We start from the raw sequence: 23,875 nt of genomic DNA, 5'->3' as shown, positions 1-23,875 counted from the left end.
ACGGAGCGGTCAAGCCCCGGACGCCCCGGTTCCGGGCAGGCGCACGCGAGGCGCCCGCCCGTTACCGGGGGTAGTGCACAGCGGCCGGTGACGTCGGACAGCTGGTGACGTCGGACGGCCGGTCACGTCAGACGGCCGGCACGGAGTCCTCGAAGGCCGTGCCCGCCGTCCGGTACGCCGCCACCTTGGCGGCCACCTGCGCCGGGGTCAGGACCTGGTCCTTCACGTGCAGGACGTAGTCGACCTTCTGGTCGTAGGACCGGGGCGTGGTGGAGGTCTGCCCCTGGAGGTCGATGAGCCACTGGTTGAAGTTGATGGACATCGGGCGTTCGGGCAGATAGCGGGCGTCGTGCCGGCCGAACTCCTGGCCGTCGACGTAGTAGACGATCGTGCTGTCGTCGATCGTCAGGACGAGGTCGTGCCAGCCCGCGTAGCTCGCCCGGACCTCGGAGTGCTGGTTGACGGCCTCCCACGGGTCGGGCCGGTAGGTCTCCCACGAGGTGGTGTAGAGGATGTTCGCGGGCTCGCCCCAGCCGCCGTTGGGCAGGTACTCGAAGTCGTACTCGGCGTAGTCGTCCGCCATCGGCGCCTTGAGGTCGTTGATGGTGAAGAAGGTCTGCACGAGCCGGTCGCCGTCCGGTCCGGAGAGCGGGGCGTCGGAGAAGCGGACCCGGGCCGCGTACGTGCCGTTCTTGAACTTCATGGACCGGGTGAGGATCTCGGTCTGCCGGGTGGACTCGGCCGTGCCGGCCGTCGAGGTCCGCAGGTTCATGATCGAGTCGGTCCCCTCCTTCGCGAAGGTCACGTTCTCGGGCGCCCAGGCGGCGCCGGGCACGCCCGGGCCGCCGGAGTTGGACCGTACGCTCCAGCCGTGCGCGGCGATCGCCGGGTCGGTGTGGCCCGTGTAGTCGAAGTCGTCGAAGAGCGCGGGCCCGCCGGTGGGCGGCGGGGTGGTCGGGTCGGTGGGCGTCGGCGTCGGCTCGTTGCCCTCGGGCGCCGTGCCCCAGACCTGGACGCCGCCGACGGTGGCGGTGACCTTGCTCCAGTTCGCGTACGTCGTCTGCGTCGGGCCGAAGGAGTAGTCGTCGCTCTGGTTCAGCGGCTGCCAGTTGGAGCGGTGGAAGCGGAGTTGCATGTCGCCGGTGTCGGCGCCGGGGGCGAGGCTGCCGGCGCCCGCGGTGAAGCCGACCTCCAGATAGCGGTCGGCGGTGGCGGTGGGGGGGGCGAGGGTGCCGAAGGTCCCCGTGAGGTTCGCGCAGCCCTTCACCGCCCAGGAGCAGGCGTAGGTGTACGAGGCTCCCGCGTCGGCCTTGAAGTAGTACCGCAGCTTCACCTGGCTCAACGGGACGCTCGCCGTACCGGAGTTGACGACCTTGAACCACGGCTCGACCTGGTCGCTCCCGGTGGCGCTCTGCCGGTACTGGACGGTCACGGCCTCGCCGGCAGCGGCGGCCGGCAGCGCGGTCAGGGCGGTGGCGCCGAGACCTGTCACGCCGGCGACGGCGAGCGCGGCGCGGATCCGCAGCCGCGTCTGTCGGGTACGCGTTCGGGTGCTCATGAGGATTCCTCTCCTTGGACGGAGGTGGGGGAAAGGCGGCGCGGCACCCGGAGGGTGTCGAGCCGGGTCCGGTGGTGGTGCAGCCGCGCCTGGAAGCCGGGCCAGTCACGGCGGCCGGTCCAGGCGGTCTCGGCGAGGGCGCAGAGCCGGGGGAAGGCCAGGTACTCGGCGTGGGCGCCGGTGGGGACGTACTCCGTCCACAGCTGGGCCTGCGTGCCGAGGACCTGTGCGCTCTCCTCCGGGCTCCAGTGGGCGGGCGCGGGGTCGTTGGCGAGCACGGTGCGCAGGTCCACGACGGCGCCGGGCTGGCCGGGCGGCTCGTCGGGGCTCGCCGACTGGGGGTAGTCGAGGTAGGTCGAGCGGTGCGGTGCCATGACGACGCGGTGGCCCCGGCGGGCGGCGGTGCGGCCGTGGGCGGAGTCGCGCCAGGGCATCACGGTGAAGTACGCGGGCAGGTCGGCGCCGGTCTCGGTCCAGCCGAGCGGGTGGCGGCCGGCGTCGCGGAGATGGCCGCCGATCCGCTCCATGAACCAGCCGTGCAGGGCGTCGGGCCCGTCGAGTCCCTCGTCGGCGACGCGCCGGAGGGCGGCGGGCGAGGCGTGCCACTCGGTGGTGGGGCACTCCTCGCCGCCGATGTGGACGTACGGCGAGGGGAAGACGTCCATCACCTCGTCGAGGACGTCCCGGCAGAAGTCCAGGACCTCGTCGTGCACTCCGAGGACCGTGTCGCAGACGCCCCAGCGGTCCCAGACGCGCAGGGCGCGGTCCGGCCGGTTGCCGAGCGAGGGGTAGGCGGCGAGGGCGGCCCTGACGTGGCCGGGCATCTCGATCTCGGGCACGACGGTGATGCCGCGTTCGGCCGCGTGCCGTACGAGGGCGGCGAGTTCGGTACGGGTGTAGGCGCCGCCGTGCGGATGGCCGCCGACCTCGGTGAGCCGGGGGCGGGCGGCGACCGGCATGCGCCAGCCCTGGTCGTCGGTGAGATGGAGGTGGAGGACGTTGAGCTTGTGGAGGGCCAGCAGGTCGACGTACCGGTGCAGGAAGTCGGCGGACCGGAACGTGCGGGAGACGTCGAGCATCGTGCCGCGCCAGGAGAACCGGGGCACGTCGGTGATCTGGACGCAGGGCACGGTCCACTCGACTCCGGTGACCGGGTGGTCGAGGAGGGCGTCGACGGGCAGGAGTTGACGGAGCGTCTGCACGCCGGCGAGCAGGCCGCGCGGGGTGGCGGCCCGTAACAGCACCGCCCGCGCGCCGACGGTGAGGCCGTACCCCTCCTCGCCGAGGCCGGTGAGGGCCGGGTCGACCGCGAGGACGACGGACCCGTCGGAGCGCTCGGGCAGCGGCAGCCCGGTGGCGGGCCGCAGGAGGGTCCGCAGCAGTCCGGCCGCTCCGCGGGCGCCGGGGCCGACCTTGAGCGCGGTGGTCTCGTCGAAGGTGAAACTGCCGGACAGTGAGGTGAGTTGGGTGGGCTCGGGCACGAGCGAGGGGGTGGAGTGGGGGCGCATGGTGGCTCGCTATCCCTTCACGGCTCCGCCGGTCATCCCGGCGGCGACCCGGCCCTGGAGGACCAGGAAGAGGACGAGGACGGGCAGGGCGAAGAGGGTGGAGGCGGCCATGGTGGCGCCCCAGTCGGTGCCGAAGACATTGGAGAAGGAGGAGAGCCAGACCGGCAGGGTCCGGTCGTCCTGGTTCTTGATGATGAGCATGTTGGCGAAGGCGAACTCGTTCCAGGCGGTGATGAATCCGAAGAGCGAGGTGGCCAGCAGTCCGGGCGCGAGCAGCGGCAGCGTCACCCGGCGGAACGCCTCGGCGCGGGTGCAGCCGTCGACCTGCGCGGCCTCCTCCAGTTCGGCGGGGACTGCGGCGAGGAAGGACCGCAGGGTCACGATGGTGAAGGGCAGGGTGACCATGAAGTAGATCAGCGTCAGGGTGACCAGCCGGTCGAGCAGGTCGGCGTCCCGGGCGATGACGTACATCGGAATCAACAGCGCTTCCCAGGGCGCCACTTGGGCCACGAAGACCATCAGCACGAAACCGCGTCGGCCGCGCCAGCGCATCCGGGCGACGGCGAAGGCCGCGCCGAGCGCCACGACCAGCGCCAGCAGGACGCAGCCGGCGGTGACGAGCAGGCTGTTGCGCCAGAAGAGCCAGAAGCCGTCCGCCTCGACCGCGTGCGCGAAGTGCTCCAGGGTGAGGGAGGTGGGCAGGAAGACCGGGGTCTCCGCCTGGATGTCGGGGGTGGGTTTGAAGGCCGTCAGGACCATCCAGTAGACGGGGAAGACGGCGAGGACGAAGACGATCGACGCGGCCGTGTTCAGGGGAACGCGGCGCAGGGCGCGGGGGGTCACCGGTCGGCCTCCTGGCGGAACAGCTGGCGGAAGTAGGCGATCAGCACGGCGACCAGGAGGAGCACGGTCAGCGTCGAGACGGCCGAGCCGAGGTCGTAGCGGTGCAGGGACTGGGCCACCCGGTACGCGTAGACGGGCAGCGTGGTCGTCGCGTCGCCGGGACCGCCGCGGGTGACGGCCCAGATCTGGGCGAAGCAGCGGAAGACCCAGATCACTTCGAGGCAGAGGACCAGACCGAAGATCGGCCGGAGCAGGGGCAGGGTGATGGAGCGGAAGATCCGCCCCGCCCCGGCGCCGTCGAGCCGGGCCGACTCGTACAGCTCCTCGGGGACGGTCATCAGGGCCGCATGCAGGGTGATCGCCGCGAAGGGCACCGACTGCCAGACCACGAGCAGGACGAGGACGGTGAAGGCGGCGGTGCCGTCGGCGAGCCAGGAGTAGCCCTCGTAGGAGCTGAACCCGAGGCGTACGAGCACCCAGTTGACGACGCCGAGCCGGGAGGCGAAGAGCCATTGGAAGACGGTGGTGGTGGCGATGACCGGGCTGGCCCAGGCCAGGACGAGCCCGCTCGTCACCACGATCCGCATCCGCCGGCCGAGCCGCCGCATCATCAGCGCGACGAGGGTGCCGAGCACCATGATCAGGACGACGTTGATCAGGGTCCACCAGAAGGTGCGCCGGACGACCTCCCAGAACTCCGGGTCCGCAAGGACGGTCCGGTAGTTGGCGAGCCCAACGAACGGCGCCCCGCCCCTGATGAGTTCGCCCATGCCGTAGTGCTGGAGGGAGATCAGCAGGTTGCGGACGAGGGGGTAGCCGAGGAGCAGGGCGCCGCCGAGGACGGTCGGCGCGACGAGGAGGTAGGGCCAGAGGGCGGCCCGGCGCCGCCCGCTCACGAGCCGAGGGTCTTGGTGATGCTCTCCGACGCGTCCTTGGCGGCCCGCGCCGGGTCGGTGCCGGTGAGCACGGCCGTCATGTACTGCTTGATCGGGTTTGTGGCCTCGACAGCCGCCCACTGCGGGGAGTTGGGGGTCGCCCGGCCCTGCGCAGCGCCCGCCGCCATGGCGGCGGTGCCCTCGTCGTCCTGGATGACGCGGGCGAGCGAGGTGCGGTTGGGGACGTAGCTCATCGCCTTCGCCATCTCCGTCTGCCACTTCTCCCCCGCGAGCGCCTTGACGACCTCGTACGCGGCGTCGGGGTGGGCGGAGGCCTCGGGGACGATCAGGTCGGAGCCGCCGGTGAACACGGCGCCGGGCTTGTCCGCGGTCGTACCGGGGATCGGGAAGAAGCCCAGCTTGCCCTTGAGCGCGGGGTTGGCCTCCTCGACGATCTTCGCGCCGCCGGGCACGGCGATGATCTGGGCGACGTCCCCCTTGGCGAAGACGTCGGCCTGCGGGGGCTTGGCCTCGTCGGAGTCCTTGGGCCCCTTGCCGAGCGCCTGGAGCTGCCGGTAGAAGTCCATGCCCGCGAGGGCCTGCGGGGTGTCGAGCGCGCCCTTCCACGTGTCGCCGTCGCGTACGGCGAGGTCGCCACCGTCCTCCCAGATGAAGCCGGCGAGGGCGTACCAGTTCTGCCCGGGCAGGTAGATGCCCTGCGTCGAGCCCTTGTTGAGCTTCGCGGTGACGGTGAGCCACTCGGCGCGGGTCTTGGGCGGAGCGGTGATGCCGGCCTGGGCGAAGAGGTCCTTGTGGTAGATGACCACCCGGTTGGCGGCGTACCAGGGGATGCCGTACTGCTTGCCGTCGATCCTGCCGGGCTCGGCGAGTCCGGGCAGCCAGTCGGCGCCGTTCAGGTCGGCGACCTTGTCGCTGAGGTCGCGCACGCCTCCGCTCGCCGCGTACTGGGCGATCTGGGTGTTGCCGACCTCGATGACGTCGGGGGCGTCGTTGCTGGCCAGGGCAGCCGTGACCTTCTCGCCGATGCCGTCCCACTCCTGGATCTGGATGTCGAGGGTGGTGCCCTGGTGCGTCGCGTCGAAGTCGGTGCGGAAGCGGGTGAGGAAGTCGTCGGTGACGCTGTCCTTCATGATCCAGACGGTCACCTTGCCGGACGCGCCGGCCTTCGGGTCGTCCGTCGAGCCGCAGGCCGTGACGGAGACGGCGAGGGCGGTCGCGAGGGCGACGGGGGCGGCGAGGGAGCTGATCTTCACGGGCACCTCGAAGGAGAAGGATTGACCAATTGGTCAGGTGGTCAGCTGCGTGCCCAGAAGGTGGCATGGACCAATCCGGCCGTCAACCCCCGCAAAAATATGCGCTGTTCACGGAAGTGCCGGGTGCACACGGAGCGCACGGAGCCCGAACCGTGGCTAGGATGGTGGGCCAGGGTGGAGCTTTACCAGTTGACCAGTTGACCAGTTGACCAGTCAGGGGAGCCAGGGAGAGCACATGAAGGACAGCCCCTCGGGCGGGGTGCTGAAGCGGGAGCGGGTACGGGAGCATCTGCTCGGCCTGATCGAGGCCCGCGGCCCCGGGGTCCCGATCCCGTCGGAGCGCACGCTCTGCACCGACCTCGGCGTCTCGCGCCCCACGCTGCGCGCCGCGGTCGACGAACTCGTCGCGACGGGTGCGCTCGTACGGGAGCAGGGCCGTGGCACGTTCGTCGCTCCCGCCAAGATCACCCAGCAACTCATGCCGCTCGACTCCGCGTTCACGGTCCCGCGGGCCTCCGGCACCTGGTCGAGCCGGGTCCTGGAGTGCACCAGGACGGCGGCCGGGGCGCGGATCGGACGGAAGCTCCGGATCTCGCCGGCCGCCGAACTGCTCTACATCGCCCGGCTGCGGCTCGTCGACGGCTCCCCGATGGCCATCGAGCACCTCCACATCCCGGCGGACCTGCTGTCCTCGACGCTCACCACCGAGGAGCTGGAGGCGGGCGACCTCTACGAGCACCTGCGCGACCACCACCGGATCCACGTCCGGGAGGCCACGCAGTCCATCGAACCGACGGTCGTGAGCGAGGACGAGGCGGAGCTGCTCGACATCCCCGTGCTCTCGCCCGCGCTCCTCATCGAGCGCCTCACCCTGGACACCTCGGGCCGGCCGGTGGAGTACGTCCACTCGGTGTACCGGGGCGACCGGTACCGGATCGTCTCGCGGCTCGACTTCACCCAGGACGGCGTCGTGACCTCCTCGACGGAGGGGGACGCCTACTGAGCGGGCGCGCGGTGTCCGGCCGGGACCGAGAGGCTCGACGTGTCGCGGACCCGGGCGTGGTGGGGCACCGTGGAATGACCCCCACGGAGAGGAATCCGGCCCCCATGTCGAACCACACCTACCGCGTCACCGAGATCGTCGGCACGTCCACGGAGAGCGTGGACCAGGCCATCCGCAACGGCATCGAGCGGGCCTCGCAGAAGCTCCGGGGCCTCGACTGGTTCGAGGTGACGCAGGTCCGGGGCCACCTGGTCGACGGCGCGATCGCGCACTACCAGGTCGGTCTGAAGGTCGGCTTCCGGCTGGAGGACGGCGACTGAGACGGCAGGACGGGCCGGTCGACGACCGGGACGACGGGCGGGCCGGTGATGACCGGGACGACGGGCGGGCCGGTCGGTTCCGGCCCCTCCCCCCCGCCCTCCCCCTCCCGACGGCCGGCTCAGGCCCTGCCCTCCTTCTCCTGGGCGTCCCTGAGCGCCTCCGAGGCCGTCGCCCAGCGGGCCCGTACGACGGTGAAGCCCGCCGCCTCGGCCGCGTCGCAGACCAGCTCGTCGTCGTCCACGAGCATCCGGATCTCGCGGTCGCGGCCGAGGCGGCGCAGGATCTCCAGCTTCGTCACGCGCGCGGGCCGGAAGTCCCGGTCGCGCCGCATGTGCAGAGCGCCCTCGGGAAGCCCGTGCGCGGCGAGCCACGCGACGGTGTCCCGGCGGCAGCGCTCGGGCCGGCCCGTCAGGTACACGGTCTCGCACTCCTCGGCGGCCTCCAGGCTCAGGGCGACACCCTCCGCGAGCGGCGGGTCCTGGGGCGCCGCCGCGAAGAACGCCGCCCAGTCGCGTGGCTTGCGCTCCAGGAAGCGCTGCCGGTGCGCCGTGGAGGCGAGGGTGTTGTCGAGGTCGAAGACGGCGAGGGGCCTGTCGGCACTGCTGGTACGGGTCACCCGGTCAGCCTAGGCAATTCCGGACCGTGCCCCGTCCCCCGCGCAGGGAATCCTCGGCGACCTGGGGCGTTGAACCCCATGTGACTCTTTCCGCCGACGGCATACGTCTCTCCGTGCTCGACCGCTCCCGGACCCGGGAGGGCGAGGAGGGCTCCGCCGCTCTGCGCGCGACCGTGGACCTGGCACGGGAGGTGGAAGCGCTCGGCTACCACCGCTTCTGGGTCTCGGAGCACCACAGCGTGCCCGGCGTGGCCGGTTCGGCGCCGACCGTCCTGGCCGCCGCCGTCGCCGCGGCGACCTCGGCCATCCGGGTCGGGACCGGCGGGGTGATGCTCCCGAACCACCAGCCGATGGTGGTCGCGGAGCAGTTCGGCGTCCTCGAGTCGCTGTTCCCCGGCCGGATCGACATGGGTCTGGGCCGCTCGGTCGGCTTCACCGACGGCATCCGCCGGGCGCTCGGCCGGGACAAGGACGACGCCGAGCGGTTCGCCGAGCAGCTGGACGAACTGCTCGGCTGGTTCACGGGAACCCAGACCGCCCATCCGCAGGTGCACGCGCGCCCGGCCGAGGGCCTGCGGGTCCCGCCGTACGTGCTGGCCACCGGCGAGGGCGCGCAGATCGCGGCCCGGACCGGGCTGCCGCTGGTGATCGGGGACCTGCGCGGCCGGGAGCGGATGCTGCGCGCGATCGACGACTACCGGTCCGCCTTCCGGCCGTCGCCGTGGTCCGTGGAGCCGTACGTCGTGATCTCGGGCACCGTCGCGGTCGCCGCCACCGACGAGGAGGCGCGGGAGCTGCTCGTCCCCGAGGCGTGGTCGCTGGCGTACTCCCGTACGCGGGGTGTCTTCCCCGCGCTCGCACCCGCCGACCGGGTCCGGCGGCTCGCCATGACCGACAAGCAGCGCGAGTTCTTCGATTCGGGCCTCCAGGGGCATCTGTACGGCACGGAGGAGCAGGTCGGTGAGGCCCTGGAGCGGGTGGCGAAGGAGAGCGGCGCGCAGGAGGTGCTGGTGACGACCAGTACGTACGACCGCGCGGCGCTGCTCGACTCGTACCGCCGACTCGCCCGTACGGCGGGCCTCACACCAGCCTGACCAGGCAAAACGCTTAGAATCTGGCCCATGCCCCACAGCTCCCCCGGCACCTTCGACCCGTACGTCCGTGTGCGCGGCGCCCGCGAGCACAATCTCGCCGGCGTCGACGTGGACATTCCGCGCGACGCGATCGCCGTCTTCACGGGGGTGTCGGGCTCGGGCAAGTCCTCCCTGGCCTTCGGGACGATCTACGCGGAGGCCCAGCGCCGCTACTTCGAGTCGGTCGCGCCGTACGCGCGGCGGCTCATCCACCAGGTGGGGGCGCCGAAGGTCGGCGAGATCAGCGGCCTGCCGCCGGCCGTCTCGCTGGAACAGCGCCGCTCCTCGCCGGGTGCCCGCTCCTCGGTCGGCACGGTCACGACGCTCTCCAACTCGCTGCGCATGCTGTTCTCCCGCGCCGGTACGTATCCGGCGGGCGCCGAGCGGCTGGACTCCGACGCGTTCTCGCCGAACACGGCCGCCGGTGCCTGCCCGGAGTGCCACGGTCTCGGCCGGGTGCACGAGACCACTGAGGAACTGCTCGTCCCCGACCCGGAGTTGTCGATCCGGGACGGTGCGATCGCCGCCTGGCCCGGCGCGTGGCAGGGCAAGAACCTCCGCGACGTGCTCGACGCCCTGGGCCACGACATCGACCGGCCGTGGCGGGAGCTGGCCGCGGCGGACCGGCGGTGGATCCTGTTCACCGACGAGCAGCCGGTCGTCACGGTGCATCCGGTACGGGACGCGGGACGCATCCAACGCCCCTACCAGGGAACGTACATGAGCGCGCGGCGCTATGTGATGCACACCTTCTCCGACTCCAAGAGCGCCACGCTGCGGGCGAAGGCGGAGCGCTTCCTGACCAGCGCGCCCTGCCCGGTCTGCGGGGGTGGCAGGCTCCGTCCCGAGGCGCTCGCGGTGACGTTCGCCGGCCGGTCGATCGCCGGTCTCGCCGCCCTGCCGCTGACGGACCTGGCCGGGCTCCTGGCGGAGCACGACGGCTCGGAGACCGCCCGGGTGCTGACCGAGGACCTCGTCGCGCGGATCGGCACGGTCACCGAACTGGGCCTCGGTTACCTCAGCCTGGACCGGGCCACCCCGACGCTCTCCAACGGGGAGCTCCAACGGCTCAGGCTCGCCACCCAGTTGCGTTCGGGCCTGTTCGGTGTCGTGTACGTCCTCGACGAACCCTCCGCCGGTCTGCACCCGGCCGACACCGAGGCGCTCCTGGTGGTCCTCGACCGGCTGAAGGCGGCCGGCAACACGGTGTTCGTGGTGGAGCACCATCTCGATGTGGTCCGGCACGCCGACTGGATCGTGGACGTCGGGCCCGGGGCCGGGACGCACGGCGGCCGGGTGCTGCACAGCGGCCCGCCGGACGGCCTCGCGGCGGTGACGGAGTCGGCGACGCGCCGCTACCTCTTCGACCGCGCCCCCGTGCCGGAGCGGGCGGTCCGCTCCGGCACGGGGACGCTGCGCGTCGGCCCTGTCACCCGGCACAACCTGACGGGCGTGACGGCGGCGTTCCCGACCGGGGTGCTCACGGCGGTGACCGGGGTCTCGGGCTCGGGCAAGTCGACGCTGGTCGGCGAGTTGAGCGAGGAACTCGACGGCGTGGGACGGCTCGTGACGGTCGATCAGAAGCCGATCGGCCGGACTCCCCGGTCCAACCTGGCGACGTACACGGGCCTCTTCGACGTCGTACGGAAACTGTTCACGGACACCGAGGAGGCGCGGGCCCGCGGCTACCGGGCGGGCCGGTTCTCGTTCAACGTGAGCGGCGGGCGGTGCGAGACCTGCCAGGGCGAGGGTTTCGTCTCGGTCGAGCTGCTGTTCCTGCCGAGCACCTACGCCCCCTGCCCGGACTGCCGGGGTGCCCGCTACAACCCGGAGACCCTGGAGGTCCGGTGGCGCGGGCTCACCATCGCCGAGGTGCTCGACCTGACGGTCGAGTCGGCGGCCGGGTTCTTCACCGACACCCCGGCCGCCGCGCGGAGCCTGCGGACGCTGCTGGACGTCGGCCTCGGGCATCTGCGACTCGGGCAGCCGGCCACCGAGCTGTCCGGCGGCGAGGCCCAGCGCATCAAGCTGGCCGCCGAACTCCAGCGGCCGCGCCGGGGCCACACCCTCTACGTCCTGGACGAGCCGACGACGGGGCTCCACCCGGCCGATGTCGAGGTCCTGATGCGCCAGTTGCACGGCCTGGTCGACGCGGGTCACACCGTGGTCGTGGTCGAGCACGACATGGACGTCGTCGCCACGGCGGACTGGGTGATCGACCTCGGTCCGGGCGGCGGTGAGGAGGGCGGCCGGATCGTCGCCGAGGGGCCGCCGCGGGCCGTGGCGGCGGTGGCCTCGAGCCGGACCGCTCCGTACCTCGCGGCCCGGCTCGACGACCGGTGACCTCCACCCCGACGGGCTGAACGCCCCGAGCCCAGGTCTACTGGGGCTCGACGAACTGGACCTCCAGGCTCACCTTGATCACGTCACCGAGGAAGCCGGGCGCGAAGTCGAGGCCGAAATCGCTGCGCCGGAACTCCCCGGTCGCGTCGAAGCCCGCGTGCCGGCTCCCGTCCACCGGGACGTCGACGACGCCCCCGAACTCGACGTCGAACGTGATGGGGCGGGTGACGTCCCCGATGGTGAGGTCGCCCTCCAGCGTCCACTCCTCCCCCGCGCCGCCGATCCGGGTGGACCGGAACGTCATGGTCGGGCGCTTCTCGACGTCGAGGAGGTCCGCGGCCCGCACGTGCGCGTCCCGGTCCGCGTTGCCGGTGTCGATCGAGGCGAGGGCGACGGTCGCCGTGATGGAGGAGTCCGCGAGGCTCTCGCCGACGACCAGCTCGGCGCTCAGCTCGTTGAAGCGTCCGCGCACCTTGGAGATGCCGAGGTGGCGGATGGTGAAGCCGACCGAGGAGTGCAGCGGGTCGAAGGCCCAGCGTCCGGCGGTCAGCGGAAGCGCGGTCGGGGTGGCGGTCGTGGGGATCTGTGCGTCGTTGGTCATGGCTCCACGCTGCTGCCTGGCCGCACGGGGAGGAAGGCCGTGCCGGGAGGGGTAGCACGCAGACGGGTAGCGCGGAGAGTGGTAGTGAGAGGGCCACCCTCACGCGCGTGCCGCCTCGTACGATCGGGGGATGAGCGACAACGAACTGGGGGCGTTCCTGCGCGCCCGCCGCGAGGCCCTCACCCCCGCGGAGGCGGGGCTGCCGGCCGGGACACGGCGGCGGACGCCGGGGCTGCGGCGGGCCGAGCTGGCGATGCTGGCCGGGATCAGTGTCGAGTACCTGGCCCGCCTGGAGCAGGGCAGGGACCGCAACCCCTCCGCGCAGGTCCTCGGCACGCTCAGCGACGCGCTGCGGTTGCCGCTCGACGCCCGTGTGCACCTGCGGCGGCTGGCGAAGTCCGACGGCGGCAGGCACCTGTGCGCGGCGGCTCCGGCGCCGGCCCGCGAGGTGCGGTCCACGGTGCGCGCCCTGATCGACCGGCTCGGCGAGACGCCGGCCGCCGTCACGAACATGCTGGGCGAGACCGTCGCGTACAGCGACGGCTATGCCCGGCTCGCGGGCCCGCTGGGCCTCCTCGACGGCGATCCGCCGAGCCTGCCGCGGTACGTCTTCACCGATCCCCGGGCCCGCGAGGTCTTCCCGGACTGGGACCGGGTGGCGGACCGGCAGGTGGCGGCGCTGTACTTCGGCATCACCGGCTCCGACCCCGCGATGGCGGAGCTGGCCAGGGAGCTGACGGTCACCGGGGGCGCGCCGTTCTCCGACCGGCTGACCGCCTCGGGCGTCCTGCCGGACCGCTCGGGTGTCGAGCGCCTGGTCCACCCCGAGGTCGGCGAGCTGCGCCTCGCGTTCGAGGTCCTCGACCTGTCGGAGGCGGACGGTCAGCAGCTGGTGGTGCGGCTGCCCGCCGACGAGGCGTCCTCCGCCGCCCTCGACCGGCTCGCGGGCCGCCGCCCGGGCACCCTGCGCGCGGTCGGCGGCTGACGCCGGGCCCGTCACGGCCCCGGCGGAGGGCCGGCCACCGGGCCGGCCCTCCCGGACACGGCCTAGGCCGCCGTGTCGAAGGTGTAGTGGCGCGTGTGGTCCAGCATGTCCGCGGGGGTCACGTTGTTCCAGGGCCGCATGGTGTCGTTCAGGTCCACGACGTTCGGCGTGCCCGCGGCCGGCAGGTACGCCGACCGGGGGTGACGGGCCTGCCAGTCGGCCCACAGCTTGTCGACGAAGGCGTGGTGCATCCAGAAGACGGGGTCGTTCGGGGAGACTCCCGTGCCCATCTGGCCGCCGACCCAGACGTGGACGCGGTTGTGGAGGTTGACACCGCGCCAGCCCTCCAGGTGGTTGCGGAACCCGTCCGACGAGCTGTTCCACGGTGCCATGTCGTACGTCTCCATGGCGAGGACGGAGTCCACCTCGGCGCGGGTGGGGAGCTGGCGGCCGCCCGCGCCCAGGTCGCGCCGCAGGAAGTCACGGCCGTCGACGCGGACGTTGATCGTCCACCGGTTGCCGCCGCGGGCGAACGCGCCGTCCATCACCTGGCCGTCGCGGACCCTGCCGGTGCCGCCGAGGAAGTCGGGGGCCCAGAGCGAGGAGCGGGCGGTGCGGTCGGCGGTCCAGTCCCAGTAGGGCAGGGCGACGGTGGCGTCGACCGACTGCAGGGCCTGCTCGAACTCTATGAGGTAGCGGCGGTGCCAGGGGAGGAAGGAGGGAGAGCGGTGGCCGACTCTGTCACCGCTGTCGGTGTCGCCCATGATGAAGGCGTTGTGGGTGGTGACGAAGGCGTCGTAGCGGCCCGAGCGCTTGAGTTCGAGGAGCGCGTCGACGAAGCGCTTCTTCTCGTCGGCGGTGAGGGTGGCCTGGTTCTTGCGTACGGTCATGGTGGTGCGGCTCCTGGATCGGGTCAGACGAGGGTGAGCGGAACGAGGGACGCGCCCCTCAGTTCACGGACGGCCGCGCGGGCCGCCGCCTTGGGCGTGGCGACCGGCTCGTAGTGGCTGATCACGCTGATCCAGGTGCCGTCGGCGTTCTGCATGAGGTGCAGGTCCTCGCCGTCGATGGTCACGGAGTAGCCGCCTCCGTGGTGCCCCCCGTGGTGGCCGCCGCCGTGCGCGGGGCCGCCCTTGATGCGCCGGCCCAGGTAGGTCTCGTCGAAGGAGGCCGGGGCGGAGCCGCTCGCCGCGGCAGCACCGGTGAGCGGCGCGGCCGCGTCGGCGGCCCCTGCGGCGGCGAGGCCGGCTACGGCACCGGCGGCGCCGGCGGCGACGCCGAGGGCCTTGCGGCGGGTGATCGTGGACATGATGGTCCCCCCAAATGGTCGGTTACGACCGGGGGTTGGTCATATGCCCCCGGCAGGACCATCAATACCCAAGGGTGACGGAGCGCCGGAAATCACCAGATGACGGTTGGCCGCGAAATGGACAACTCTGCGCGAAATGTACAGAGTTGAACTGAGTTGATCTTGCGGTGCGGACGCACCGAAGCCCTCCGGAGTGAAAGTCTTACGGAGATCGCGACGATCTCATGAAGATCTTCCACTCCGGGGCGCGGCGCGTGGCGGGGGTCACGCTCTCCGGCTGTCCGAAACCGGTCGCGGTCGCGGCCCCCGGAACGCGCGATTCAGCCGCGCGCCTTGCGCTGTGCGCGGAGCCACTCCTTGTTCATCGCGGCGATCGACGGCAGAGGGATGCCCTTCGGGCACGCCGTGGCGCACTCGCCGGTGAGGGTGCAGCCCCCGAACCCCTCCGCGTCCATCTGGCCGACCATGTCCAGGACGCGGCTCTCGCGCTCCGGGGAGCCCTGGGGCAGGACGTTCAGGTGGTTGACCTTCGCCGAGGTGAAGAGCATCGCCGAGCCGTTGGGACAGGCGGCCACGCACGCGCCGCAGCCGATGCACTCGGCGTGCTCGAAGGCGAAGTCGGCGTCGGCCTTCGGCACCGGGGTGGCGTGGGCCTCGGGGGCCGAGCCGGTGGGGGCGCTGATGTAGCCGCCGGCCTGGATGATGCGGTCGAAGGCGGAGCGGTCGACCACCAGGTCCTTGACCACAGGGAAGGCGGAGGCGCGCCAGGGCTCGACGTCGATGGTGTCGCCGTCCCGGAAGGACCTCATGTGCAGCTGGCAGGTCGTGGTGCGTTCGGGACCGTGGGCGTCGCCGTTGATGACCAGGCTGCACGCGCCACAGATGCCCTCGCGGCAGTCGTGGTCGAAGGCCACCGGGTCCTCACCGCGCAGGGTGAGCTCCTCGTTGAGCGTGTCGAGCATCTCCAGGAACGACATGTCGCTGGAGATGCCGTCCACCTCGTAGGTGGCCATGGCTCCGGGGGCGTCGGCGTTCTTCTGGCGCCAGACGCGGAGGTTGAGCTTCATGCGTAGCTCCGCTGGGTGGGGTGGACGTACTCGAAGACGAGGTCTTCCTTGTGCAGGACGGGGGCGTCGCCCTCGGTGAACTCCCAGGCCGCCGCGTACGAGAACTCCTCGTCCCGGCGCGCGGCCTCGCCGTCCGGGGTCTGGGACTCCTCGCGGAAGTGGCCGCCGCAGGACTCGGCCCGGTGCAGCGCGTCGAGGCACATCAGCTCGGCGAGCTCCAGATAGTCGACGATCCGGTTGGCCTTCTCGAGCGACTGGTTGAACTCCTCGCCCGTGCCGGGGACCTTGATGCGGCGCCAGAACTCGGCGCGGATCTGCGGGATGCGGTCCAGCGCCTTGCGCAGCCCCTCGTCGGTGCGGGCCATGCCGCAGAACTCCCACATCAGCTCGCCGAGTTCGCGGTGGAAGGAGTCCGGGGTCCGGTCGCCGTCGACCGCGAGCAGCAGGTTCAGCCGGTCCTCGGTCTCGGCGAGCACCTCCCGTACCTCCGGGTGGTCGTCGGTCACGCGCTCGGCGTGCGGGTGGCGGGCCAGGTAGTCGTTGATGGTGGACGGCAGGACGAAGTAGCCGTCGGCGAGGCCCTGCATGAGGGCGGAGGCGCCGAGCCGGTTGGCGCCGTGGTCGGAGAAGTTGGCCTCACCGATGGCGAACAGGCCCGGGACGGTGGTCTGGAGGTCGTAGTCGACCCAGAGTCCGCCCATCGTGTAGTGCACGGCCGGGTAGATCCGCATCGGGACCTCGTACGGGTTCTCGGCGGTGATCCGCTCGTACATGTCGAAGAGGTTGCCGTACTTCTCCTCGACCGCCTTGCGGCCCATCCGCCGGATGGCGTCGGCGAAGTCCAGGTACACGCCCTGTCCGCCGGGGCCGACGCCGCGCCCTTCGTCGCAGACGTTCTTCGCCGCGCGGGAGGCGATGTCGCGCGGGACGAGGTTGCCGAAGGAGGGGTAGATCCGCTCCAGGTAGTAGTCCCGCTCGTCCTCGGGGATCTCGGCGGCGGGGCGGGTGTCGCCCTTGGCCTTGGGGACCCAGATGCGGCCGTCGTTGCGCAGCGACTCGCTCATCAGCGTCAGCTTGGACTGGTGGTCGCCGGTACGCGGGATGCAGGTGGGGTGGATCTGGGTGAAGCAGGGGTTGGCGAAGTACGCGCCGCGCCGGTGCGCCCGCCAGACGGCGGTGGCGTTGGAGTTCATGGCGTTCGTCGACAGGTAGAAGACGTTGCCGTAGCCGCCGCTGGCGAGGACGACGGCGTCCGCGTAGTGCGTGGAGATCGCGCCGGTGATCAGGTCGCGGGCGACGATGCCGCGCGCCCGGCCGTCGACGACGATCAGGTCGAGCATCTCGGTGCGGGCGTGCATCTCGACGTTGCCGGCGGCGATCTGCCGGGACAGCGCCTGGTACGCGCCGAGCAGCAGCTGCTGGCCGGTCTGCCCGCGGGCGTAGAAGGTGCGGGAGACCTGGACGCCGCCGAAGGAGCGGGTGTCGAGGAGGCCCCCGTACTCGCGGGCGAAGGGGACGCCCTGGGCGACGCACTGGTCGATGATCTCGACGGAGATCTGGGCGAGCCGGTGGACGTTGGACTCCCGGGCGCGGAAGTCGCCGCCCTTGACGGTGTCGTAGAAGAGCCGGTGGACGGAGTCGCCGTCGTTGCGGTAGTTCTTGGCGGCGTTGATGCCGCCCTGGGCGGCGATGGAGTGGGCGCGGCGCGGGGAGTCCTGGTAGCAGAACTGGACGACGTGGTAGCCCTGTTCGGCGAGGGTCGCGCCGGCGGAGCCGCCCGCGAGGCCGGTGCCGACGACGATGACGGTGTGCTTGCGCCGGTTGGCCGGGTTGACCAGCTTGGCCTGGAAGCGGCGGGTGTCCCAGCGTTCGGCGATGGGGCCCGCGGGGGCCTTGTGGTCGACGACCGGCTCGCCGGTCGTGTAGTCGAGGAAGCTCATGTCAGCTCACCACTCCGGTCATGACGGCGACGGGTACGGAGACGAAGCCCGCGGTCAGGACGAGCGCGAGGCCGTTCGCGAGGATCTTGAGGAGGCGTTCGCGGCGGGCGTTGCCGACGCCGAGGGTCTGGGCGGCGCTCCAGAAGCCGTGGCGGACGTGCAGGCCGACGGCGAGCATGGCGACGAGGTAGATGACGTTGCCGTACCAGGTGGAGAAGGTGTCCACCACGTTCTCGTACGGCCTGCCCTCCTGGAAGCCGCCGGAGTGGACGGTTCCGGTCGTCAGGTCGAGGATGTGCCAGACGATGAAGAGGGCCAGGATGATCCCGCCCCAGCGCATGGTGCGGGTGGCGTACGAGGCCCCCTTGCGGCGGTGGACGTAAGCGGTGGGGCGGGCCTTGATGTCGCGCCTGCTGAGCTGGTAGGCGGAGACGGCGTGGCCGACTACGGCGGCCAGCAGCACGATCCTGACCAGCCAGAGGGCCCAGGAGTAGTGCAGGACGGGGTCGCCCATGGTCCGCAGCCAGTGGCCGTAGGCGTTGAACTCCTCGGGGCCGAAGAAGACCTTGAGGTTGCCGGCGACGTGCGCCACCAGGTAGCCGAGCATGATCAGACCGCTGACGGCCATGACGGTCTTCTTGCCGATGGTCGAGGACCAGAAGCCGCGGGGGCGTGAGGTCGACGGTGATCGTTCCTTCGATGCCGTCTTCGTTGCCAGAGCCATGGATCCGACGCTAGGGCCGAAGGGCCCGAGAGGTCCAAGACATGGTTCGGCTCATCTCGATAGGCTGAGCCTATGCAGTTCCAGCAGCTTCTGTACTTCGTCGCCGTGGCGGAGACCCGGCACTTCACGCGCGCCGCGGAGCGGGTGCACGTCTCCCAGCCCTCGCTGTCGCAGCAGATCCGGGCCCTGGAGCAGGAGCTGGGGGCGGAGCTGTTCAGCCGGGCGCGGGGGAACATCGCGCTGACCGAGGCGGGCGAGGCGCTGCTGCCGCTGGCGCGGCGGATCCTCGCGGACACGGACACGGCCCGGCACGAGGTGCAGGAGCTGGTGCAGCTGAAGCGGGGCCGGGTGCGGCTCGGCGCGACGCCGAGCCTGTGCACGGGGCTGCTGCCGGACGTGCTCCGCGCCTTCCACGACCTGCACCCGGGGATCCGGCTGCTCATCGAGGAGGGCGGCTCGCACGATCTCGTACGGGAGCTGGCACGCGGGGCGCTCGATCTGGCGCTCGTGGTGCTGCCGCTGCCGACGCCGTCACCGGCGCTGACGACGGTGGAGCTGCTGCGCGAGGACCTGGTGGTGGTGTCGAGCGCGGCGGCGCCCGCGCCCGCGCGGCCGGTGCGGATCGCGGACCTGCGCGACCAGCCCCTGGTGATGTTCCGGCACGGCTACGACCTGCGGGAGCTGACGGTGGCGGCCTGCCGGGCGGAGGGCTTCGAGCCCTCGTTCACCGTGGAGGGCGGCGAGATGGACGCCGTGCTCGGCTTCGTGCGGGCGGGCCTGGGGGTCGCGGTGGTGCCCGCGATGGTGGCCGCCCGGGCGGGCCGCGACCTGCGGGTCACGGCCCTGGCGCGGCCGGGCCTGCGCCGCACGATCGCGCTGGCCCACCGCAGCGACGTGGCCCCGCCGCGGGCGGCCCGGGAGCTCCAGCGACTGCTCCTGCACTCGACGCGTGACCGCCCTGCCCCCTGATCCCCCCGGCTACACCGCGTCCGCCAGGACCAGCGAGTGGATGCGGTCGGGGGCGCCCGGGCGGGCGTAGTACCAGCCCTGGGCGGTGTCGCAGCCGAGGTCACGGAGCTGCTGCGCCTGCGCGCCGGTCTCCACGCCCTCGACCGTCACCGCCAGCTCCAGGCTGTGCGCCAGGGAGACTATGCCCTCGACGATCTTCAGGTCGACCGGGTCCGCCGGGTGCTGCTGCATGCCCTGGGTGAAGGAACGGTCCAGCTTGAGGACGCTGACCGGCAGCCGCCGCAGATTGGCCAGGTTCGAGTAGCCGGTGCCGAAGTCGTCCAGGGCGATGTCCACGCCCATCTCGGCGAGCTGCCGCAGCGGCTTGAGGAGGTCGTCGTCGGCGCCGATGAGCGCCGACTCGGTGACCTCCAGGCAGAGCGCGCCGGGTTCGAGCCCCGACCGCTCCAGGACGTCGACCGTGTCGGCGACCAGGCGCGGGTGGTGCAGCTGCGTCGGCGAGAGGTTGACGTTGATCCGCAGCGGGCCGCCGTCGGAGTGCCGGGTCTGCCAGAACCGGGCCTGGCGGACGGCCTCCTGGAGGACCCAGCGGCCGAGCGGCACGATCAGCCCGGTGTTCTCGGCGAGCGGGATGAACCGGTCGGGTCCGAGCACCCCGTGCTGGGGATGGCACCACCGTACGAGCGCCTCGGCGCCGTGCACGCTGCCGTCGCCGAGGTGCACCAGCGGCTGGTACTCGATGAAGAACTCGCCGCGCTCCAGCGCCGCCGGCAGCGCGGTGGTGAGCCCGTGCCGGGTGATCGCGCGGGCGTCGGCGTCGGCGTCGGCGAACTCGAAGCGGTTGCCACCGGCCGACTTGGCCCGGTACATGGTGATGTCCGCGCTGCGCAGCACCTCCGCCGGGGTCCGCTCCCCCGCCGGTCCCTCGACGATCCCGACGCTGCCGCGGACGCTCAGCTCGCGGCCGTCGATCCGGACGGGAGCGGCGAGCGAGGCGAGGATACGGTTCGCCAGCTCGACGACCTCCCGCTCGGTGTGCGGGCCGGTCGTCAGGGCGACGAACTCGTCGCCGCCGAGCCGGGCGACCATCTCGCCGGGTGCCGTGGCACAGCTCTGCAGCCGGTCGGCGACCTCGACGAGCAGCCGGTCGCCGGTCGAGTGGCCGAGGCTGTCGTTGATGGCCTTGAAGCCGTCCAGGTCGAGGTAACAGAGGCCGAATCGCCCGCCGTCGGGCGAGGAGAGCGCCTTCTCCAGGCGCTCGAAGAACAGGGTCCGGTTGGGCAGCCCGGTGAGCGCGTCGTGGGTCGCCTCGTACCGCAGGCGCAGGTTGAGCAGCCGCCGTTCGGTGGTGTCCTCCAGGAGCGCCAGCTGGTACTGCGGGACGCCCTCGGCGTCCCGCAGCAGGGAGACGGTGAGGTTGGTCCACAGGACCGTTCCGTCGCCCCGGTAGTACGGCTTCTCCACCCGGTAGTGCTCGCGCTCGCCGCGCACCAGCTCGCCGTAGAGCTTCCAGACGTGCGGGCCGTCCTCGGGGTGCGCCCACTCGCTGACGTTGCGGCTGCGGACGTGCTGTTCGAGCCCGCCGAACATCCGGGTGAGGGTCTCGTTGACCTCCAGGACATTGCCGTCGAGGTCGGCGATCCCGATCCCGACGGCGGCGCCGTCGAAGACCGCGCGGAACCGGCTCTCCGTGATGTGCAGGGCGACCTCGGCGGCGCTGCGGGCGCTGAGCGCGGACCGCGCGATGGCTTCCTGCTCCAGCCGCGTCCGCTCGCGCAGCGCCTGGGCGAAACCGGCGGCCATCGCGTGCTGGAGCCGCGCGCAGCGGGCCCGCAGCTCCTCCGCGGTGGCGCCCGTGGCCGTGGCCGCCGCGCCGGCCGGGGCGGTCGGGGTGGCCGTCCTCGTGGCGGCGGCCTCCTCCTCGCCGCAGTACAGCACCAGGTAGGAGTCGATGACCCCGAGGGTGCGGCTGAGCGCGTCGGGCTCGGTGCAGTGCACGCCGACGAGCGCGGCTCCCGCGCGGTGCGCGGAGCCGGTGTCGAAGGACCTGTCGTGCAGCGCGGCGCGCAGTTCGCGGGCGAGCGGCAGCAGATGCCCCTCGAACTCGGCGCGGGTCATCGAGGTGGCCGTGACCGGGAAGATGGCCCGGCTCCAGATCGTCACGAACCGCCTGAGTCTGTCCTCGAGGCCGTCCGGCTCCGCGCCGGAACCGGACGGCTGCGACGGCACCTTCACGCTGTGCGCCCCACCCCTGCGAAGCCCGAGAAGGCGAAGGGATCCTCGTCCTCGACCGGGCTGTCGGGCCGCCATTCGGGCATCGACACCAGGCCCGGCTCGATCAGTTCGCAGCCCTCGAAGAAGCGGCTGATCTCGCCGTGCGAGCGCATCACGAGCGGGTTGCGGATGCTCTTGTAGACCCCGACGGTGCCGGCGGCCTCGTCCTGCGAGAGCGGAATGCCCTCGTACGAGGCGTGGGTCAGCACCAGCAGACTGCCGGGCGCGAGGGCGGCGAGGAGTTCGGCGACGGCCGCGCCCGGTTCGTCCTCGTCCTCGAGGAAGTGCAGGACGGCCACGAGGAGCAGCGCCACCGGCCTTTCCAGGTCGAGGAGTTCGCGGACCTCGGGGCTGTTCAGGATCTCCCGCGGCTTGCGCAGGTCGGCGGCGACGACGGCGGCGCGGTCGTTGCCCTCCAGGACCGCGCGGCTGTGCGCGACGGCGACCGGGTCGTGGTCGACGTACACCACGCGCGCCTCGGGGGACGCCGCCTGGGCGACCTCGTGGACGTTGCCGAACGTCGGTATGCCGGAGCCGATGTCGAGGAACTGGGTGACGCCGTTGTCGACGGCGAAACGCACGGCGCGACGCATGAAGGCCCGATTCGCCTGCATGATCTTGGGGAGACCCGGCATGAACTCCATGGCCTTGCGGGCCGCTTCCCGGTCCACCTCGAAATTGTGCGAGCCGCCCAGATAGAAGTCGTACATACGGGACACGCTCGGTACCGAAATATCGATACCCGGCGGGGCCCAGGCGGGACGCTCCATCAATGTCTCCAACAAGTCGCCACGGGGGATACGGCCATGTGTTCGCGGCCGGTGTTCGAGCCGAGGCTACTGATCGCCCGCCGAGAGAGCGAGTGGAAACGGAAATTCGCGGTCCGTTCTTGGTCACACGCCATTGGCACGTGCGCGTGGAACTGCGTGAGGAACGCAGAGTTCACGCCTTCAGCGCGTGCACTTTCACGTGCATATGGACGTGCGCCGGCCCGCCGTCACCTGCGGGGTGACGGCGGGCCGGCCGGCCGGAAGCGCTGCGCGGGGGAGTTACTTGGGCGCTCCGACCAGCTTTCCCTCGGGGGAGACGGCGTACCAGGTACCGCCCACACCTTGGCCGTTGGTGTCTCCGGGCGCGTTGTCGCCGGCGAAGGTGTACAGGGGCCAGCAGTCGATCGTCTGCTGCTTGATGCCGTCGGGGCGCGCGAAGGTGACGAAGCCCTTCTTGGTGATCCCCTCGATGTCGTTCTTGTCGACAGGGGCGACAACCGGCCACTTCTCCAGACAAGCGCCCGTGCAGGCCGTCTTCATGGGCCAGGCGGAATCCTTCTTGAAGCGGTAGACCGTCATCCCTCGCGAATCGACCACGATGTCACCGAGCTTGGGGTCCTTGCGCACCGAGAGGCCCGCGGCACCGGTTTCCGGCGCCTCCTCCGCACCCTCCTCCGCGCCTTCCTCGGCGCCCTCGTCGGAGGCCGGCGCGGCCTTCTTTCCGTCAGGGGCCGCGGCGAACCAGGTGCCGCCGACACCCTGCCCGTTGAGGTCGCCCGGCTTGGTGTCCTTGGCGTAGCGGTACATCGGCCAGCCGCCGATGGTCAGTTGCGTGGAGCCGTCGGCGCGGGCGACCTCGCCGAGCAGCGAGGCGTCCACGCCGGCCGGGGGCTCGGCGCCCTCGGCGCCGACCACGGGCCACACCGCGGCGCAGTCGCCCTCGCAGGTCGCCTTCGGCGGGGAGGAGGAGTCCTTGTCGAAGCGGTACAGGGTGAAGCCCTCGCTGTCGGTGACCACCTTGCCGAGCTGCTTGGTCGTGGACACCGCGAGCTGCCCGGCGGGTTCGGCACCGCTCCCGTCGGCGGCACCGGAACCGGAGCCGTAGCCCCCGGAGGCGTAGCCGCTGTCGGCGGGCGCGCCCGCCGGGTTGGCGGCTCCCGCCGGCTGACCGCCCAGCGTCTGGTCGCCCTTCTCCTGACCGCACGCCGTCGTCAGCGCGAGTACGGCCGCCGCCGTGAGTGCGAGCGCCGCGTTCCGCCAGGTCTTCATCTCAACTCCCGTTGTTCTCTTGCCTGTTGAGGCGACCCCGTGCGGTCGCTTCCCGGCATGGAGTACGGACCGCGCGGGCGTCGTACTCAACGGAAGCCGAAGAAAGTTCCGAAGATCGTCAAACCGGCGGACACGCAGATCCCCACCATCCGGGGAATCCGCGCCGATTCACGGCGTGCTGGGCCAGGACTGTGATCATGCTCTTCCGCGTGTCTCTGTACGGATCTCCCTTACGGCGGGCCCTGACGGCCGGCGTGCTGCTGTGGCTGCTCGCCGCTCCGGCGCCCGCGGCCGCCGACGCCTGTGCCTACGCCACGACCGGGCCCGGTGGCTCGAACACCTCGGTCGCGGTCATCGGTCCCGGCGCGTGCTCGCCCACACCGACCCCTCCCCGGCCGCCGCGACCGGCGCCCACACCGGATCCCGCGCCGCCGAAGCCCGCGCCGCCGCCTCCCGTACGGGCGGACCCGCCGCCCCCGCCCCTGCCCGCCCC

At 71.9% G+C, this 23,875-nt stretch carries 21 protein-coding genes; 6 read left to right on the top strand and 15 right to left on the bottom strand.

Annotated features, from left to right (window positions below):
- Window positions 1-127 precede the first annotated feature (127 nt).
- The 5 genes from AB0E14_RS11765 to AB0E14_RS11745 are packed head-to-tail and all read right to left on the bottom strand — an operon-like array spanning window position 128 to window position 6,058.
- Window positions 128-1,558, bottom strand: coding sequence for a cellulose binding domain-containing protein (locus AB0E14_RS11765; RefSeq protein ID WP_362415147.1), 1,431 nt, complete (start codon window positions 1,556-1,558; stop codon window positions 128-130).
- Window positions 1,555-3,066: a beta-N-acetylhexosaminidase gene (locus AB0E14_RS11760; protein WP_362415145.1), complete on the bottom strand. Its 1,512-nt coding sequence runs from the start codon at window positions 3,064-3,066 to the stop codon at window positions 1,555-1,557. The genes AB0E14_RS11765 and AB0E14_RS11760 overlap by 4 nt, the downstream gene beginning before the upstream one ends.
- Window positions 3,067-3,075: 9 nt before the next feature.
- Complete coding sequence (locus AB0E14_RS11755; RefSeq protein WP_362415143.1) at window positions 3,076-3,909, bottom strand: carbohydrate ABC transporter permease; 834 nt, start codon at window positions 3,907-3,909, stop codon at window positions 3,076-3,078.
- Window positions 3,906-4,805, bottom strand: coding sequence for a sugar ABC transporter permease (locus tag AB0E14_RS11750; RefSeq protein ID WP_362415141.1), 900 nt, complete (start codon window positions 4,803-4,805; stop codon window positions 3,906-3,908). Before AB0E14_RS11750 ends, AB0E14_RS11755 begins: the two co-directional genes overlap by 4 nt.
- On the bottom strand, window positions 4,802-6,058 hold the full coding sequence (locus AB0E14_RS11745) for an extracellular solute-binding protein (RefSeq protein WP_362415139.1): 1,257 nt from the start codon (window positions 6,056-6,058) through the stop codon (window positions 4,802-4,804). Before AB0E14_RS11745 ends, AB0E14_RS11750 begins: the two co-directional genes overlap by 4 nt.
- Before the next feature lie 235 nt (window positions 6,059-6,293).
- Here AB0E14_RS11745 and AB0E14_RS11740 point away from each other — a divergent pair, with 235 nt between their 5' ends.
- Both AB0E14_RS11740 and AB0E14_RS11735 read left to right on the top strand, forming a co-directional pair.
- Window positions 6,294-7,061, top strand: coding sequence for a GntR family transcriptional regulator (locus AB0E14_RS11740; RefSeq protein ID WP_362415137.1), 768 nt, complete (start codon window positions 6,294-6,296; stop codon window positions 7,059-7,061).
- A gap of 104 nt (window positions 7,062-7,165) precedes the next feature.
- Complete coding sequence (locus tag AB0E14_RS11735) at window positions 7,166-7,381, top strand: dodecin (protein ID WP_362415135.1); 216 nt, start codon at window positions 7,166-7,168, stop codon at window positions 7,379-7,381.
- 119 nt (window positions 7,382-7,500) lie between these two features.
- Here the strand turns inward: AB0E14_RS11735 and AB0E14_RS11730 are convergent, their stop codons facing one another.
- The gene (locus AB0E14_RS11730) at window positions 7,501-7,998 is read right to left on the bottom strand and encodes a hypothetical protein (protein WP_362415133.1); all 498 of its coding nucleotides are present in this window, start codon (window positions 7,996-7,998) and stop codon (window positions 7,501-7,503) included.
- 80 nt (window positions 7,999-8,078) lie between these two features.
- On the opposite strand from AB0E14_RS11730, the gene AB0E14_RS11725 reads away from it, so the two are divergent.
- Together AB0E14_RS11725 and AB0E14_RS11720 are read left to right on the top strand one after the other, a co-directional pair.
- Complete coding sequence (locus AB0E14_RS11725) at window positions 8,079-9,092, top strand: LLM class flavin-dependent oxidoreductase (protein WP_362415131.1); 1,014 nt, start codon at window positions 8,079-8,081, stop codon at window positions 9,090-9,092.
- 27 nt (window positions 9,093-9,119) lie between these two features.
- Window positions 9,120-11,474 (top strand): excinuclease ABC subunit UvrA, encoded by a 2,355-nt coding sequence (locus AB0E14_RS11720; protein ID WP_362415129.1) that lies wholly within the window; start codon window positions 9,120-9,122, stop codon window positions 11,472-11,474.
- Between the two features lie 37 nt (window positions 11,475-11,511).
- Here AB0E14_RS11720 and AB0E14_RS11715 read toward each other — a convergent pair whose 3' ends face one another.
- Window positions 11,512-12,075: a YceI family protein gene (locus AB0E14_RS11715; protein ID WP_362415127.1), complete on the bottom strand. Its 564-nt coding sequence runs from the start codon at window positions 12,073-12,075 to the stop codon at window positions 11,512-11,514.
- Window positions 12,076-12,205: 130 nt separating this feature from the next.
- Between AB0E14_RS11715 and AB0E14_RS11710 the strand changes: the two genes are divergently transcribed.
- Window positions 12,206-13,060 (top strand): helix-turn-helix domain-containing protein, encoded by an 855-nt coding sequence (locus tag AB0E14_RS11710; RefSeq protein WP_362415125.1) that lies wholly within the window; start codon window positions 12,206-12,208, stop codon window positions 13,058-13,060.
- 62 nt (window positions 13,061-13,122) lie between these two features.
- On the opposite strand, the gene AB0E14_RS11705 is transcribed toward AB0E14_RS11710, so the two are convergent.
- The 5 genes from AB0E14_RS11705 to AB0E14_RS11685 all read right to left on the bottom strand — a co-directional run bounded on the left by AB0E14_RS11705 (window position 13,123) and on the right by AB0E14_RS11685 (window position 18,100).
- Complete coding sequence (locus AB0E14_RS11705; RefSeq protein ID WP_362415123.1) at window positions 13,123-13,950, bottom strand: tyrosinase family protein; 828 nt, start codon at window positions 13,948-13,950, stop codon at window positions 13,123-13,125.
- Between the two features lie 23 nt (window positions 13,951-13,973).
- On the bottom strand, window positions 13,974-14,369 hold the full coding sequence (locus tag AB0E14_RS11700; protein WP_362415121.1) for a tyrosinase cofactor: 396 nt from the start codon (window positions 14,367-14,369) through the stop codon (window positions 13,974-13,976).
- 320 nt (window positions 14,370-14,689) lie between these two features.
- The gene (locus tag AB0E14_RS11695; protein ID WP_362415119.1) at window positions 14,690-15,436 is read right to left on the bottom strand and encodes a succinate dehydrogenase/fumarate reductase iron-sulfur subunit; all 747 of its coding nucleotides are present in this window, start codon (window positions 15,434-15,436) and stop codon (window positions 14,690-14,692) included.
- Complete coding sequence (locus AB0E14_RS11690) at window positions 15,433-17,376, bottom strand: fumarate reductase/succinate dehydrogenase flavoprotein subunit (protein ID WP_362415117.1); 1,944 nt, start codon at window positions 17,374-17,376, stop codon at window positions 15,433-15,435. Before AB0E14_RS11690 ends, AB0E14_RS11695 begins: the two co-directional genes overlap by 4 nt.
- Window position 17,377: 1 nt before the next feature.
- Window positions 17,378-18,100, bottom strand: a complete 723-nt coding sequence (locus AB0E14_RS11685) for a succinate dehydrogenase (protein ID WP_362415115.1) — start codon at window positions 18,098-18,100, stop codon at window positions 17,378-17,380.
- A gap of 72 nt (window positions 18,101-18,172) precedes the next feature.
- On the opposite strand from AB0E14_RS11685, the gene AB0E14_RS11680 reads away from it, so the two are divergent.
- On the top strand, window positions 18,173-19,069 hold the full coding sequence (locus AB0E14_RS11680) for a LysR family transcriptional regulator (RefSeq protein WP_362415113.1): 897 nt from the start codon (window positions 18,173-18,175) through the stop codon (window positions 19,067-19,069).
- Between the two features lie 9 nt (window positions 19,070-19,078).
- On the opposite strand, the gene AB0E14_RS11675 is transcribed toward AB0E14_RS11680, so the two are convergent.
- From AB0E14_RS11675 to AB0E14_RS11665, 3 genes are all read right to left on the bottom strand, one after another.
- Window positions 19,079-21,304 (bottom strand): EAL domain-containing protein, encoded by a 2,226-nt coding sequence (locus AB0E14_RS11675; RefSeq protein WP_362415111.1) that lies wholly within the window; start codon window positions 21,302-21,304, stop codon window positions 19,079-19,081.
- A complete protein-coding gene (locus tag AB0E14_RS11670) occupies window positions 21,301-22,113 on the bottom strand; it encodes an SAM-dependent methyltransferase (RefSeq protein ID WP_362415109.1) in 813 nt (270 codons plus the stop codon). The genes AB0E14_RS11675 and AB0E14_RS11670 overlap by 4 nt, the downstream gene beginning before the upstream one ends.
- A 279-nt stretch (window positions 22,114-22,392) precedes the next feature.
- Window positions 22,393-23,382, bottom strand: a complete 990-nt coding sequence (locus tag AB0E14_RS11665; protein WP_362415107.1) for an SCO0930 family lipoprotein — start codon at window positions 23,380-23,382, stop codon at window positions 22,393-22,395.
- Window positions 23,383-23,875 lie beyond the last annotated feature (493 nt).

Source organism: Streptomyces sp. NPDC047981, from assembly GCF_040653315.1.
Lineage (GTDB): Bacteria > Actinomycetota > Actinomycetes > Streptomycetales > Streptomycetaceae > Streptomyces.
This window is presented reverse-complemented; position numbering and strand designations above follow the sequence as displayed.

Bases quoted from the DNA above. Each gene is read 5' to 3' on its own strand.
- AB0E14_RS11685 (WP_362415115.1), bottom strand. From the start codon at position 18,100: ATGGCTCTGGCAACGAAGACGGCATCGAAGGAACGATCACCGTCGACC.
- AB0E14_RS11710 (WP_362415125.1), top strand. From the start codon at position 12,206: ATGAGCGACAACGAACTGGGGGCGTTCCTGCGCGCCCGCCGCGAGGCC.
- AB0E14_RS11690 (WP_362415117.1), bottom strand. From the start codon at position 17,376: ATGAGCTTCCTCGACTACACGACCGGCGAGCCGGTCGTCGACCACAAG.
- AB0E14_RS11765 (WP_362415147.1), bottom strand. From the start codon at position 1,558: ATGAGCACCCGAACGCGTACCCGACAGACGCGGCTGCGGATCCGCGCC.
- AB0E14_RS11695 (WP_362415119.1), bottom strand. From the start codon at position 15,436: ATGAAGCTCAACCTCCGCGTCTGGCGCCAGAAGAACGCCGACGCCCCC.
- AB0E14_RS11665 (WP_362415107.1), bottom strand. From the start codon at position 23,382: ATGAAGACCTGGCGGAACGCGGCGCTCGCACTCACGGCGGCGGCCGTA.
- AB0E14_RS11680 (WP_362415113.1), top strand. From the start codon at position 18,173: ATGCAGTTCCAGCAGCTTCTGTACTTCGTCGCCGTGGCGGAGACCCGG.
- AB0E14_RS11720 (WP_362415129.1), top strand. From the start codon at position 9,120: ATGCCCCACAGCTCCCCCGGCACCTTCGACCCGTACGTCCGTGTGCGC.
- AB0E14_RS11735 (WP_362415135.1), top strand. From the start codon at position 7,166: ATGTCGAACCACACCTACCGCGTCACCGAGATCGTCGGCACGTCCACG.
- AB0E14_RS11760 (WP_362415145.1), bottom strand. From the start codon at position 3,066: ATGCGCCCCCACTCCACCCCCTCGCTCGTGCCCGAGCCCACCCAACTC.
- AB0E14_RS11715 (WP_362415127.1), bottom strand. From the start codon at position 12,075: ATGACCAACGACGCACAGATCCCCACGACCGCCACCCCGACCGCGCTT.
- AB0E14_RS11700 (WP_362415121.1), bottom strand. From the start codon at position 14,369: ATGTCCACGATCACCCGCCGCAAGGCCCTCGGCGTCGCCGCCGGCGCC.
- AB0E14_RS11670 (WP_362415109.1), bottom strand. From the start codon at position 22,113: ATGGAGCGTCCCGCCTGGGCCCCGCCGGGTATCGATATTTCGGTACCG.
- AB0E14_RS11740 (WP_362415137.1), top strand. From the start codon at position 6,294: ATGAAGGACAGCCCCTCGGGCGGGGTGCTGAAGCGGGAGCGGGTACGG.
- AB0E14_RS11705 (WP_362415123.1), bottom strand. From the start codon at position 13,950: ATGACCGTACGCAAGAACCAGGCCACCCTCACCGCCGACGAGAAGAAG.